The sequence below is a fragment of the Paraburkholderia sp. SEWSISQ10-3 4 genome, from assembly GCF_030464785.1.
Classification (GTDB): Bacteria; Pseudomonadota; Gammaproteobacteria; order Burkholderiales; family Burkholderiaceae; genus Paraburkholderia; species Paraburkholderia aspalathi.
On record NZ_JALPRI010000013.1, the window covers coordinates 32,838 to 45,784 of the forward strand.

At 64.8% G+C, this 12,947-nt stretch carries 15 protein-coding genes; 12 read left to right on the top strand and 3 right to left on the bottom strand.

All coding sequences use genetic code 11. From position 1 onward, the window contains the following. Nucleotides 1-44: 44 nt before the first annotated feature. Together M0D68_RS22585 and M0D68_RS22590 are read right to left on the bottom strand one after the other, a co-directional pair. Nucleotides 45-860 carry a type III pantothenate kinase gene (locus M0D68_RS22585; protein ID WP_266225385.1) on the bottom strand — a complete coding sequence of 272 codons (816 nt, stop codon included), beginning with the start codon at nt 858-860 and terminating at the stop codon, nt 45-47. Next, nucleotides 857-1,762, bottom strand: coding sequence for a biotin--[acetyl-CoA-carboxylase] ligase (locus tag M0D68_RS22590; RefSeq protein WP_266225387.1), 906 nt, complete (start codon nt 1,760-1,762; stop codon nt 857-859). The genes M0D68_RS22585 and M0D68_RS22590 overlap by 4 nt, the downstream gene beginning before the upstream one ends. A gap of 106 nt (nt 1,763-1,868) precedes the next feature. Here M0D68_RS22590 and M0D68_RS22595 point away from each other — a divergent pair, with 106 nt between their 5' ends. From M0D68_RS22595 to M0D68_RS22640, 10 genes are all read left to right on the top strand, one after another. Then, the gene (locus M0D68_RS22595; RefSeq protein ID WP_093645661.1) at nt 1,869-3,002 is read left to right on the top strand and encodes an ABC transporter permease; all 1,134 of its coding nucleotides are present in this window, start codon (nt 1,869-1,871) and stop codon (nt 3,000-3,002) included. Next, the gene (locus tag M0D68_RS22600) at nt 2,999-3,877 is read left to right on the top strand and encodes an ABC transporter ATP-binding protein (RefSeq protein WP_266225388.1); all 879 of its coding nucleotides are present in this window, start codon (nt 2,999-3,001) and stop codon (nt 3,875-3,877) included. Before M0D68_RS22595 ends, M0D68_RS22600 begins: the two co-directional genes overlap by 4 nt. Before the next feature lie 16 nt (nt 3,878-3,893). Next, on the top strand, nt 3,894-4,880 hold the full coding sequence (locus M0D68_RS22605; RefSeq protein ID WP_093645656.1) for an MlaD family protein: 987 nt from the start codon (nt 3,894-3,896) through the stop codon (nt 4,878-4,880). A 34-nt stretch (nt 4,881-4,914) separates the two neighbouring features. Further along, nucleotides 4,915-5,541 (top strand): ABC-type transport auxiliary lipoprotein family protein, encoded by a 627-nt coding sequence (locus M0D68_RS22610; RefSeq protein ID WP_093645654.1) that lies wholly within the window; start codon nt 4,915-4,917, stop codon nt 5,539-5,541. A gap of 31 nt (nt 5,542-5,572) precedes the next feature. Continuing rightward, nucleotides 5,573-6,730, top strand: a complete 1,158-nt coding sequence (locus M0D68_RS22615) for a VanZ family protein (protein ID WP_266225391.1) — start codon at nt 5,573-5,575, stop codon at nt 6,728-6,730. 153 nt (nt 6,731-6,883) lie between these two features. Further along, nucleotides 6,884-7,207 carry a ferredoxin gene (locus tag M0D68_RS22620; protein WP_054035677.1) on the top strand — a complete coding sequence of 108 codons (324 nt, stop codon included), beginning with the start codon at nt 6,884-6,886 and terminating at the stop codon, nt 7,205-7,207. An 8-nt stretch (nt 7,208-7,215) separates the two neighbouring features. After that, nucleotides 7,216-7,860 carry an alpha/beta hydrolase gene (locus M0D68_RS22625; protein WP_266225393.1) on the top strand — a complete coding sequence of 215 codons (645 nt, stop codon included), beginning with the start codon at nt 7,216-7,218 and terminating at the stop codon, nt 7,858-7,860. 354 nt (nt 7,861-8,214) lie between these two features. Then, nucleotides 8,215-9,444, top strand: coding sequence for a D-alanyl-D-alanine carboxypeptidase family protein (locus M0D68_RS22630; RefSeq protein ID WP_200651357.1), 1,230 nt, complete (start codon nt 8,215-8,217; stop codon nt 9,442-9,444). A gap of 13 nt (nt 9,445-9,457) precedes the next feature. Continuing rightward, on the top strand, nt 9,458-10,414 hold the full coding sequence (locus M0D68_RS22635; RefSeq protein ID WP_266225394.1) for a D-amino acid aminotransferase: 957 nt from the start codon (nt 9,458-9,460) through the stop codon (nt 10,412-10,414). Then, the gene (locus M0D68_RS22640) at nt 10,386-10,655 is read left to right on the top strand and encodes a DUF493 family protein (protein ID WP_054035680.1); all 270 of its coding nucleotides are present in this window, start codon (nt 10,386-10,388) and stop codon (nt 10,653-10,655) included. The genes M0D68_RS22635 and M0D68_RS22640 overlap by 29 nt, the downstream gene beginning before the upstream one ends. A gap of 35 nt (nt 10,656-10,690) precedes the next feature. On the opposite strand, the gene M0D68_RS22645 is transcribed toward M0D68_RS22640, so the two are convergent. Further along, the gene (locus M0D68_RS22645) at nt 10,691-11,659 is read right to left on the bottom strand and encodes a transcriptional regulator GcvA (protein WP_093645641.1); all 969 of its coding nucleotides are present in this window, start codon (nt 11,657-11,659) and stop codon (nt 10,691-10,693) included. Nucleotides 11,660-11,757: 98 nt separating this feature from the next. On the opposite strand from M0D68_RS22645, the gene M0D68_RS22650 reads away from it, so the two are divergent. Both M0D68_RS22650 and lipB read left to right on the top strand, forming a co-directional pair. Further along, a complete protein-coding gene (locus tag M0D68_RS22650) occupies nt 11,758-12,084 on the top strand; it encodes a DUF2917 domain-containing protein (protein ID WP_093645639.1) in 327 nt (108 codons plus the stop codon). A 135-nt stretch (nt 12,085-12,219) separates the two neighbouring features. After that, nucleotides 12,220-12,945 (top strand): lipoyl(octanoyl) transferase LipB, encoded by a 726-nt coding sequence (gene lipB, locus M0D68_RS22655; protein WP_266225395.1) that lies wholly within the window; start codon nt 12,220-12,222, stop codon nt 12,943-12,945. Nucleotides 12,946-12,947: the final 2 nt, after the last annotated feature.

Genomic DNA, 12,947 nt, shown 5'->3' on the forward strand with positions numbered 1-12,947 from the left:
CCGTTCTCGCGCTGCTATCCCGCCGTTGTCCGGAAGGTCGCGGCTCAGGCGTCGCGTTCCATCGCGTGCTCGGCCGCAATCAGCGCAAGCCCCGACAGCACCAGCGAATCGTGGCGAGTATGCGGCACTTTTAGCGCACTTGTCACTTCGTCCACGGCGCCGCCGCTTACCACCAGGCGCACCGGCACCTGCCATTCGTCCTGCAAGTCACGCCACATGCGTTCGATCAGACCGGCTTGCGCCAACGTGCATCCGGCCGACAACGAGCGCGGCGTGTCTGTCGCGAAGAATGGGCCGCGACGCTCGCGCTCAGACGGGGCGTCCTCATCGAGCAGGCCGCGCGCAGCATGGGCGTCGAGTGTCGGCAGTTGCGCCGTGTGCTCGCCGAGCGAGCGCATCATAAGAGTCCAGCCCGGCGCAATCAGGCCGCCGACAAAGCTACCGTCCGCACGCAGCGCTTCAAGCGTGGTTGCCGTGCCGAACGTTGCAATGAGCAGGTTCTCGCCGGGAAACGCCGCGTGCGCGCCGATCAGGCCCGCCCAGCGATCGCTGCCGAGCGCATGCGGCGTCGTGTAGCTATTGATCACGCCGCACTGCTGCGCAGAGGCGCGGATCGTCGTGCGCGGCAGTTGCGGCCAGTGAGCGTCGAGTAGCGCGGCAATCCGTGCCGCGACGCTTTCGCCCGCCACGTTGGATAACCATGCGCCGCTCGGTGTCGGCAACGTCGACCAGTCCGGCAGGTCAACGCCGCCGTGCGCGAGCGCGCCGGCTGCGATTTGCGTACCGTCCGGCTGCACCAGCGCCCACTTGACGCGGCTATTGCCCGCGTCGATCAACAGATAAGGCGCGCCGCTCGTCATGCCGTATCGTCGGCCAGACGCAGCGAGACGTCACCGGTCGCGACGGCGAGACGCCCGGCCGCCGTATTGAGCAGCAGTTGTCCGCGTTCGTCGACACCTGTGGCTACGCCGCGCGCCAGCTCTTTACCTTGCTCCAACAGCACGACTTCACGGCCTGCGTAGGCGTGCACCGCGTTCCAGCGCGTCTGGAACGGTGCGAAGCCTTCCGCGCCGAAGCGCTGCAGCGCGGGTTCGAGCGCGTTCAGTTCCGCGGCCAGCGTATCGGTGAGGTTCGCATTCGGCAGCGCGCGTTGCAGTGCGGTCGGTGTGGCGCCGCGCGCTTGCGCCGGCACGTTCGCGTTGAGTGCGCCGACCTTGGCGGCGAGATCGTCGGCACCCTTCACATTGGTGCCGATACCGATCACCACGGCGCTCGCTTCGTCCGTGCTCCATGCAGTTTCGATCAGGATGCCGGCCAGCTTGTCGCCTTCGAGCAGCACGTCGTTGGGCCACTTCAGCGCGATCTGCCCAGGACCCGCGACTGGTAACGAACGCAGCCCGTCAATCAGCGCCACGCCCACCGCGAGACTCAAACCCACCAGCCCTTCAAGCGGGCGCGGCAGCACACATGCCACCGAAAACAACAACGCATTGCCCGGTTCCGCATACCATGGGCGGCCACGACGGCCGCGGCCCGCGGTTTGCAGATACGCGACCCGCACGATCGGTCGCGGCAGTGCGCCGGCCTTGCGCGGCAATGCCTTGACGCGCGTCATCAGGTCGGCGTTGGTCGAGCCGGTTTCCTCGACGATTTCGATCGGCCAGTCGTGCGCATGCGCACCGAACAGCGCGACAGCGCGCTCACGGTCGATGCGCCAGTCGGAGGCCGCAGCGGCTTGGGGTGGGGTCTTGGAGGCGTTCATGTCTCATATTGTAGCCACTGCGAACGCCAGGAGTCCGTGAGCACGGTTCAAGCGCCGCGCCTTCGTTACAATGACCCCTAATCCGATAACCAGATTCCAGCGATCCTTGAACTACGACACTCCGCCCGGCCTTGAAGTCGCGGCCGGCAGCCAAGGCAAGATCGTCCGGCTTTCGGGCCAGTGGACGGCGCTCGCGCTCGCACGGGACAAGGCCACTGGCCACGTGATCCCGCTGTTGCACTCGCTGGCTGGCGCTACGGGCATCCGCCAGTGGGACCTGTCGCGTATCGACCGGATGGATCACGTCGGCGGTCAGGCGCTGTGGCGCGTGTGGGGCCACAAGATGCCCCCGGACACCACGCTCACCGATACGCAACGCGACATTTTCGAGCGCATCGCGCTGCTCGACACGGCGCGCGAAAAAGTCGAGCCGGTGGTCAAGTTCGATCCGTTCACCCGGCTGGGCCTCTCGATCTTCTCGTTCTTCGAGCACCTGTACGGCGGGTTCGGCATGCTCGGGCAGGTCGTGCTCGATCTTCTCGCGATCGCGCGCAAACCGAAAATCACGCCGTGGACCGAGATCTCCGCGAACATCTATAACGCCGGCGCCAAGGCGTTGCCGATCACCGCGCTGGTCGCGTTCCTGATCGGCATCGTGTTGAGCTATCTGTCGGCGCAGCAGCTGCGGCTTTTTGGCGCGAATCAGTACATCGTCAATATTCTTGGACTGTCGGTGATTCGCGAACTGGGGCCGGTGCTGTCGGCGATTCTGGTGGCGGGCCGCTCGGGCTCGGCGATTACCGCGCAGATCGGCGTGATGCGCGTCACCGAAGAACTCGACGCGATGCGTGTGATGGGCATCCCGCACGGCCTGCGGCTGATTTTGCCGCGCGTGGTCGCGCTCGGCGTCGCCATGCCACTCCTCGTGATGTGGACTAACATCATCGCGTTGACGGGCGGCGCGCTCGCCGCGAAGATCGTCCTTGGCATCGACATGAGCTACTTCGCGCGCGCCTTGCCGGGCGTGGTGCCGGTCGCGAACTTGTGGATCGGCCTTGGCAAGGGCGTTGCGTTCGGCATGCTGATCGCGATCGTCGGCTGTCACTTCGGCTTCCGTATCAAAGCCAATTCGCAAAGCCTCGGCGAAGGCACGACGACCTCGGTGGTGACCTCGATCACCATCGTGATTCTCGCGGACGCGGTGTTCGCGATCCTCTTCCAGAATGTGGGGCTAGGATGATCGCGCCACTCACCCAGGCCGTACGCGGCCAACCGATGCCCGAGATCGCGGAGCCGGTGATCGAGGTGATCGACATCACCAAGCGCTACGGCCGCAACATCGTGCATCAGCATCTGAATTTCGACGTGCGGCGCGGCGAGATCGTCTCGATCGTGGGCGGTTCGGGCTCGGGCAAGACCACGCTGGTGCGGCAGATTCTCGGCCTGGAGCGGCCGTCGTCGGGAACCATCAAGCTGTTTGGTCAGGACATTGCGACCATTTCGCCCGAAGACGCGCTGCTCACGCGCAGCCGCTCCGGGATGCTGTTTCAGCGCGGCGCGCTGTTCTCGTCGCTCTCGGTGTTCGACAACGTCGCGCAGCCCTTGCGCGAACTCGGCAAGGTGCCCAGCGACCTGCTGCGCGACATCGTGATGCTCAAGCTCGAAATGGTCGGCCTGCCGTGCAAGCACGCGTCGAAGATGCCGTCGGCGCTTTCGGGCGGGATGATCAAGCGCGTGGGCATTGCGCGCGCCATCGCGCTCGAGCCCGAGTTGCTGTTTCTCGACGAACCGACCGCCGGCCTCGATCCGCAGGCGTCGGATGAATTCGTCGAACTGATTTCCGCGCTGCATCGCGCGCTCGGTCTGACGGTGGTGATGGTCACGCACGATCTCGACACGATGATCGCGCTGTCCACCCGCGTCGCCGTGCTGGCGGATCGCAAGGTGCTGGTCGCCGCGCCGGTCGAAGAGGCGGCGGGCGTCGATCATCCTTTTATCCGGGAATATTTCCTCGGCCTGCGCGGGCGTCGCGCGCTGCAGGCGCTGCCGCCGGAACGCCGCGCGAAATTGCCGCGCGCCGCGCTCGAATCGGCATCGTCCGAATTGCCGCTGTGAACCAGGGAACCTGACAATGGAAAACAAATCACATGCCTTCTGGGCAGGGATCTTCACGGTGGCCTTGCTGGCTGCGATCGCAGTGGCGGCTTTTTTGTTCAACGTCGACCGTTCCGTGCGGGTGCCGTACGATCTGATTGCGCGCACCAACGTCACGGGGCTCTATACCGACGCGGCGGTGCGCTATCGCGGGCTCGACGTCGGCAAGGTGCAGTCGATCAAATTCGATCGGGATCATCCTGGGCAAATCCTGATCCGCATCCTCGTCGACACGCACGCGCCGATTACGCATTCCACGTTCGGCAGCCTCGGGTTCCAGGGCGTGACGGGTATCGCCTTCATCCAGCTGGATGACAGTGGGCGCGATCCGACGCCGCTCGCGTCGTCGGCGAAAGCGGTGGCGCAATTGCCGATGCGTCCGGGCTTGCTCGATCAATTGCAGCAACGCGGCGACGTTTTGCTGCGCAAACTCGAAAGAGTCACCGACGACGTCGACAATCTGTTGTCGCCGGAAATGGTCAGCCAGTTGCAGGGCACGGTAGCGAGCCTTCAGAAGGCCGCCGACGGCGTCGCCACGCTGACCCAGCAGATGGCGCCGGCAGCCGGCAAGCTGCCCGGCACGATCAACGCACTGGATCGCACGCTGGCGTCGACCAATCAGTTGATCACCAGTCTGAACCGTCCCGACGGGCCGTTCGAGACCAACCTGAACAAGGTCGGGACGGCGGCGCAGCAAGCGGGCGACGCACTGGTGTCGATGGACAGTTCGATCCAGGAGTTGTCGGCGCGCGTCGGTTACGACACGCTGCCGCGCGTCAATTCGCTCGCCGAAGACGTGCGCTCGGCGGCCCGTTCCGTGGACCGCGCTGCCGATACGTTCAGCACCAATCCGCGCAGCGTGCTGTTCGGTGCGCCGCGTTCGGCGCCGGGTCCTGGAGAGGCCGGTTTCTCATGGCCCGCCGCGCGCGCTGCTGCGCCCGGGGTTACACCCGCCGCCAAATGAAATGATTTGCAGGTTTTGAAGAAGGAAGATTGTCATGTCACGCTTGACCCACCGATTGTTGTCCTCTGGCGCCACGCTTGCGATGCTGCTCGCGTTCGGCGTGCTGGCCGCGGGTTGCGCCGGCACCCCCGCGGCGATCTCGGACATCCGCTACGACCTCGGGCCGCCGAACCCGGCGGCCTCGGCCGGCACGCAGCCGGCGGTGAAGGTGCTCGATGTCACCGCGCCCGACAACCTCGAATCCGACAAGCTGATTTACCGGCTCAGCTACGCCGACGCGCAGCAAACGGCGTCGTACGCGAATAGCCACTGGACCATGGCGCCGTCGCAACTGCTGACCCAGCGGCTGCGCGGTGCGCTCAGTTCGCGTGGCACCGTGCTGACCGGGGCCGACGGCGTGCACGCAGCGGTTCTGAAAGTCGATCTGAGCGAGTTCGAACAGGTCTTCGATAGCCAGTCGGAAAGCCACGCCGCGGTGACCGCGCGCGCCACGTTGACGCAAAACGGCAAAGTGATCGGCCAGCGCACCTTCCTCGCACGCGCGCCGTCCAGTTCGGCGGACGCCGCCGGCGGCGCTCAGGCGCTCGCCACGGCCAGCGACGACCTCGTCGCGCAGATCGGTGCATGGCTCGGCGTGCAGGCGCTGGTCGCCGCGCAATGACCGGCTCGCAGCGCAAAGAACGGAGCGCTGCATGAGCGTTAAGCCCTGGCAGCGCCGCCCGTCGGCGCTCGCCCGGCAGACGTTGGGGCTGTATACGGCGCTGATCGTCTACGGTTCGTGGTATCCGTTTTCCGGCTGGCGTTCGCTCGGCCTCGCTCCGTTTTCCTATCTGTCCGATCCCATGCCGCAGTACCTGACGGCGTTCGACGTCGTCACGAACGTGCTCGGCTATATGCCGTTCGGCGCGCTGGTGGTGCTCGCGGTGTATCCGCGCTGGCGGGGCACGCTGGCGGTCGCGTTGGCTTTCGTGCTCGGTGGCTTGCTGTCGGGCGTGATGGAAGCGGTGCAAACCTATCTGCCGACGCGCGTGGCCTCCAACCTCGACCTGGCCGCCAATGCGCTCGGTGCGCTGCTCGGCGCGGCGATCATGTCGCCGGCCACCGGCGCGTTGCTCGATCGCGGTTTGCTGCGGCGTGCGCGGCTCCTCTGGTTCGAGCGCGAAACGGCAGCGCTTGCCTGTCTCGTCGCCTTGTGGCCGTTCGCGACCATGTACCCGGCGCCGCGGCTTTTCGGTCTAGGCAACTGGCCGCGCGAGCTGTGGCTGCGTTTCGATTCGACGACGCAAGATGCCTTGCTCGCGTGGACGCCGACGGCCTGGCACGTCGGCGCGTGGCCGGCGCTGGTGGCCGCCTGGCTGCCGGACGACGCCTGGGAAGCCGTCATCACCACGCTCAATCTGTTCGCCGCACTGGCTCTCGCCTCGCTGCCGGTGCGCCGCCATGCGCCGCTCGTGCGCCTGTTGATCGTGTTTATCGTCATGACCTTGTGCGTGAAGGCGGGCGCGACCTTTCTGCAATCGCAATCCGGTCTTGCGTTCGACTGGGCGACGCCCGGCGCACTGATGGGGCTCGTGTGCGGCACCGTCGCCGCATTGCTGGCGCTGCGCTTGCGGCGCAGGTCGCGGGCGGCGCTCGCGGGATGCGCGCTGACGGTCGCGCTGGTGTTCGTCAATCTGCTGCCGGTCAATCCGTACTTCGATGCCGTACTGGCGGACTGGCGCCAGGGACGGTATCTGCACTTCAACGGTCTCGCGCACTGGATCGCGTGGATCTGGCCGTATGCGGCGCTGGTGTGGCTCGCCTATCTGGTTGAACAGGTGTGGCTCAAGCGGCGCGTGAGGGGCGCATGAAGCGCGCATGAAGCAGCGGCGGCGCATGCGTGCGGCCGTGCGTCAGCCGCTCAGCGACCGTCAGCCTCGCTCGCTATAATCGTCCGCACAACAGGCGCGCTGCGGCGCTTCCAGCGCCATTCCCACTCTTACAGTCTCGCCTCTCCGGACATCATGGATTCCTACTACAAGTACCACGTCTTCTTCTGTCTCAATCAGCGCGATCCCGGCGCGGAGCGTCCGAGCTGCGCGAATTGCAACGCGCAGGCGATGCAGGAACACGCGAAAAAGCGCGTGAAGCAACTCGGCCTTGCAGGCCCGGGCCAGGTGCGTATCAACAAGGCCGGCTGTCTCGAGCGTTGCGAACTCGGCCCGGCGCTCGTCGTGTATCCGGAAGGCGTCTGGTACACGTATGTCGACGAGAGCGACATCGATGAAATCGTCGATTCGCATCTTGTGAACGGCAAAGTCGTCGAGCGTCTGAAAATCGATCAATAAACCGCGCCATGAATGTACATACGAAGAAGTATCTGATCGACGGCCCGGTCGGCAAGATCGAAGTCGCGCTGGATCTGCCCGACGAGATGCGTGAGAACGGCGCCGCGCCGCGCGGCATCGCGCTGGTTGCGCACCCACATCCGCTGTTTGGCGGCACGATGGACAACAAGGTCGCGCAGACGCTCGCCCGCACGCTCGTGCAGTTGAACTACGTGACATACCGCTCGAATTTCCGCGGTGTCGGCGAAACGCAAGGCGAGCATGACGCCGGTATCGGCGAGCGCGACGATCTGCGCGCCGTGCTCGACCACATGCGCGCCCAGGCAGGGCAGCGTGATCTGCCCCTCGTACTGGCGGGTTTTTCGTTCGGCACCTTCGTGCTCTCGCACGTGGCCGCGAAGCTGCGCGAAGAAGGCCAGGCGATCGAGCGGATCGTGTTCGTGGGCACCGCGGCGAGCCGGTGGGAAGTCGCGCCTGTGCCGGAAAACACGCTCGTGATTCACGGCGAAATCGACGATACCGTTCCCATCCAGTCGGTTTTCGACTGGGCGCGGCCGCAGGAATTGCCGGTGGTCGTGATTCCGGGGGCAGAGCATTTTCTGCATCGCAAGCTGCACGTTCTGAAGCGGATCATCGTCGACGCGTGGCGCTAAGGGACACACGCGGGCACACGCGGGGACACACGCCGAGGGCGCCGCGCGTGTTTTCCGGGGTACAGGTATGGGCAAACGCAAATTAATCGCCGACCTTTGCTCAAAGATACCAGGATAGCGCGCGTATAATGAGCGCTCTTTTTTGGGCGCAGCATTGCCCACCCGGCAGTTCGCGCGACGCGTAGCTTCTTGCTCGTGCGCAGCGGTGCCGGATGCGAGGCGTGCTGCGCGAACCGATCGCGTCGCCGGAAGTCCAATGGGCGCCGCGCCGTTTTTACGGCCTGACGCTCGCCGACCGGCTCCTCCAATCTGTGCGCCCTGCGCGCGATGTATTTTTCCGCACGAATCGACCCTATGCGTTTCTCCACCTCCGGCCGCACGTCATTCCCGTCAGTTTCTTCTTTCGTTCCCACTACGCTTAGCCGTGCCGTGACCCTCGGCATCGTGCTGCCGGCAACGCTCGTTGCCAGCACGGCGTTCGCGCAGGTGCCGCCGCCCGCGGTGAATGCGCGCTCGTGGGTGCTTGTCGACGCCACCAGCAATCAGGTGCTCGCCTCGGGCAATGCCGACGAACGCGTCGAACCGGCCTCGCTGACCAAGCTGATGACCGCGTACCTCGTCTTCGAAGCACTGCAGACGAAGAAGATCACGATGGACCAGACGGTGATGCCGAGCGAAGCGGTACGCCGTGTGCGCACCGACGAATCGCGCATGTTCATCGAAGCGAACAAGCCGGTGACCGTGCACGATCTGGTGTACGGCATGATCATCCAGTCGGGTAACGACGCGGCGATCGCGCTGGCCGAACTGGTGGGCGGCAGCGAAGCGCAGTTCGTCAACATGATGAACACCGAAGCGCAGAAACTCGGCATGAAGAACACGCATTTCGCCGATGTGAACGGCATGCCCGACGCGCAGCACTACACGACCGCGGGCGACCTCGCGGTGCTGTCGGCGCGCCTGATTCGTGACTTCCCCGACTACTACAACATCTTTTCGGTCAAGGAATTCACGTACAACAAGATCAAGCAGCCGAACCGCAACCGTCTGCTGTGGATCGACCCGACGGTGGATGGCCTGAAGACCGGTCATACGCAAGCGGCCGGCTATTGCCTGATCGCCAGCGCGAAGCGTCCGCTGCCGGGTGCGGCCGACGGCTCGCGCCGTCTCGTCTCGGTGATGATGGGCGAGGTCAAGGAACACGACCGCGTGCAGGACAGCTTGAAGATGCTGAACTACGGCTACACCGCGTACGACACGGTGCGTCTGTACAAGGCGAACCAGGTGCTGGGCACGCCGCGCGTCTACAAGGGTGCGCAGGACACCGTGCAGATCGGCGTGAAGGGCGATCAGTACATCACCGTGCCGAAGGGCATGGGCGACAAGGTGAAGCCGCAGATCGAGCAGATCGATCCGCTGATCGCACCGATCGCGAACGGTCAGCAGGTCGGCACCGCGAAGCTCGTGGCCGACGGCAAGGTGCTGGCGCAATTCCCGATCGTCGCGTTGCAGGCTGTTCCGCAAGCCGGTGTGGTCGGTCGCGTGTGGGATTCGCTGATGCTGATGTTCAACAAGAAGAAGTAAGAGCTCGATTGCGATGACCGCTGTTTCCGATGTTTCGCTCGACCCGATCGTTTATCTGAACGGCGAGCTGGTGCCCTTGTCCGAAGCGCGCGTGCCGGTTCTCGACCGCGGCTTTATTTTCGGCGACGGCATTTACGAAGTCGCGCCGCTGTATCCGCATGCGAGCGGCCGTACGGCGTTTCGCTTCCGGCATCATCTGGCGCGCCTCGCGCGTTCGCTGGACAAGATCGGCATCGTCAATCCGTTCGACGACGCCGGCTGGCGCGAGCTGATCGACCGCGTAGTCGCGGCCAATGAAGCAGACGCCGGCCTGCGCGCCGATCAGGACGCGATTGCCTACGTTCAGATCACGCGGGGCGTGGCGAAGCGCGGTCACGCGTTCCCGGCCGGCATCCAGCCGACCGTGTTCGTGATGGTCACGCCGCTGAATCTGCCGGACGCTGCCCAGCGCGCGCAGGGCGTGCGCTGCGTTACCGCCGAAGACCGTCGCTGGCTCAATTGCGATATCAAATCGGTCTCGCTGCTCGGCAATGTTCTGATGGCGCAATACGCAGCTGAAAACGACGCGTTTGAGACGATCCAGTTTCGCGACGGCATGCTGACCGAAGGTTCGTCTTCGAATATCTGGATGGCGAAGGACGGCGTGTTGTATGCGCCGCCGCGCAGCCACAAGATTCTCGAAGGGATTCGCTACAGCCTGATCGAAGAGCTGACGGGCGAATGCGGCATTCGCTTCGAAGCGCGCGAGATCGCCGAAGCCGAGTTGCGTGCCGCCGACGAGATTCTGGTCAGCTCCGCCACCAAGGAAGTGCTGCCGGTCACGCAGCTGGACGGCCAGTCGGTCGGTAACGGCAAGCCGGGCGCGGTGTTTGCGGCGTTGTACGCGGCCTATCAGCGCGCCAAGGCCAAGGAAGCGCAAGAAGCGCAGCAAGGAGTAGAAAGTGAATCCAGCGAAAGAATCATTGCTTGAGTTTCCGTGCGACTTTCCCATCAAGATCATGGGCAAGTCGCATCCCGAGTTCGCCGAGACGATCGTCACGGTGGTTCGGCAGTTCGATAACGAAGTCGATCCTGCTCGCGTGGAAACGCGGCCGTCGAGCGGCGGCAATTACACCGGTTTGACGGTTACTGTGCGCGCGACCAGCCAGGCGCAACTCGACGATATTTATCGCGCGCTTACTGGTCATCCGATGGTGAAGGTGGTGCTTTAAGGCCAGCCAGGTCTGTGCCTACGGATGCCTTTGGATTACGGCGTGACGCGCAATGCGTCCGCCGGGAGATCGGCGCTTGCAGCAGAGCCCACCTCGCAAGCCTGCTCGAAAAGCTGTTTGAACCGTCCCACTTCTTCGAATACCCAAGCCCGGAACGCCTTGACACGCGCGGTTTCGAGCATCTGCGGCGGGCAGATGAAGTAGTACTGCCACGGGCTCGGTCCATCCACATCGAATAGCCGCACAAGGCGGCCTGCCGCGATCTCGTGCATCGCCAGAGAACGGCGCGTGAGCGCGACTCCCTGGCCGTCGATGGCCGCCTGCAGCAGGTTCGACGAATCCTGATACAACACACCGCGTTTCGGCTCAGGCCAGTCTGTGAGGCCGGCGGCGTCGAACCACGGGCGCCAGAGTTCGTCGTCCGAGCGCAGCAACTGAACCTTGGCCAGATCGGCCGGCGTTTGCGGCAGCTTGCCGCCGTTGAAATTCGGCGCGCAAGCCGGAAAGAAGATCTCCTCCAGCAGCAACTCCGCGTGCAGCCCCGAATATTTGCCGTAGCCGAAGCGGATCGCCACGTCGACGTCGTCGCGCGCGAAGTCCGTCAGCGCGTTGGTGGACAGCAGTTCGAGGTCCCACTGGGGATGCGCCTCGATAAAGCTGCCGATGCGCGGCGTCACCCAGCGCGCCGCAAACGAGGACAGCATGGACACGACGAGGCGCCGTTCGCGGTCGCCGGCGCGGACTTCACGGGTGGCGTCAGCCAGCGCCATTAACGCGGTGCGCACGCGCGTGGCATAGCGGCGGCCCGTATCCGTGAGCCGCACGCGCTTGCCGTCGCGGGCGAACAGTGCGATGCCCAATTCCTCCTCCAGCGCGCGAATCTGGTGACTGACGGCGCCGTGCGTGACGAACAGCTCGTCGGCGGCGCGCGAGAAGCTCTCGTGGCGGGCGGCGGCTTCGAACGCCTTGATGGCGTTCAGCGGAGGCAATTGCCGGAGATCCATCGCAATATTTCTCACATAGAGGTGAAAATAGATCGTTTTGCGTAAACCCTTGCTACGCCTAGGATTGTAGTCACGAAACGAATTTTGGCGAGGGCATCATGCGAGAAATTTCCTCTAGTATCGGCTTTGAAATCCGCAATGGCGAAACCATTCCTATGAAGGTAGCACGCAGCACCAAGCTGGTCGTGCATGGTGGTGCGGTGTGGGTCACGCGCAGCGACGATACCGAAGACTACTGGCTGCAGCCCGGCCACACGCTGCGGCTGCGGCGCGGTGAACGGCTGTGGTTGAGCGCCGAGGGCAGCACGCATGCGAAGGTCGCGTTTTCAGTGCCGACACGCTGCGATGAACGTGCGCTCAACTGGCTCGCGCGGGTGGGCGAACGGCTGGCGGCCCGCATGCGGGGGGGCTGGCGCACGGTGTGAGCGCTGGCGGCGCCGTGACGCGATGGCGGAGCGGCGCTGAAGTTGAACGGCGCTCAGGCGCGAAACGAAGCGCCCCGAGTCCCAAAGTGGGCGCGTCCGGCGGGGATGCCCAGATTTCGGTAAACTGTCGGGATCATGTGCACCACCCCGGTTTCCCCGTCTCCCTTGCCCGTCACGGCGCCGCTTACGCTGCGCTGGCTCGGCAACGAACCTTACGAAGCCAGTTTCGAAGCGATGCGCGCGTTCACCGACGCGCGCACCGCCGATACACCCGACGAGATCTGGCTGGTCGAACACCCCCCCGTCTTCACGCTTGGCCAGGCCGGCGACCCGGCGCATCTGCTGGCCGCCGACAGCGGCATTCCGCTTGTGAAAGTCGACCGGGGCGGGCAGATCACGTATCACGGCCCCGGACAGGTGGTTGCCTACCTGTTGCTGGACCTGCGCCGACGCAAGCTGATGGTGCGCGAGATGGTCACCCGGATCGAGCAGGCCGTGATCGACACCCTCGCGGCGTATAATCTCGCCGGAGAACGCAAGGCGGGCGCCCCCGGTATCTACGTGGCGCCCGGGCCGGACGCCGGGTTGCATGCCGGCGCCAAGATCGCCGCGCTGGGTCTGAAAATCCGCAACGGCTGCAGCTATCACGGCGCGAGCCTGAATGTGAACATGGACTTGCGGCCGTTTCTGGCCATCAACCCGTGTGGCTACGCGGGGCTCGAAACAGTCGATATGGCAACGCTGGGCGTTGCCGCCGGCTGGGACGACGTGGCCCGTACCTTTGCAGCACGCCTCACCGCAAACCTCGACGGCAGTCCCGCGGCCGTCGCCCAACCGCAGGCCGGTGCCCTCACCGCCTGACT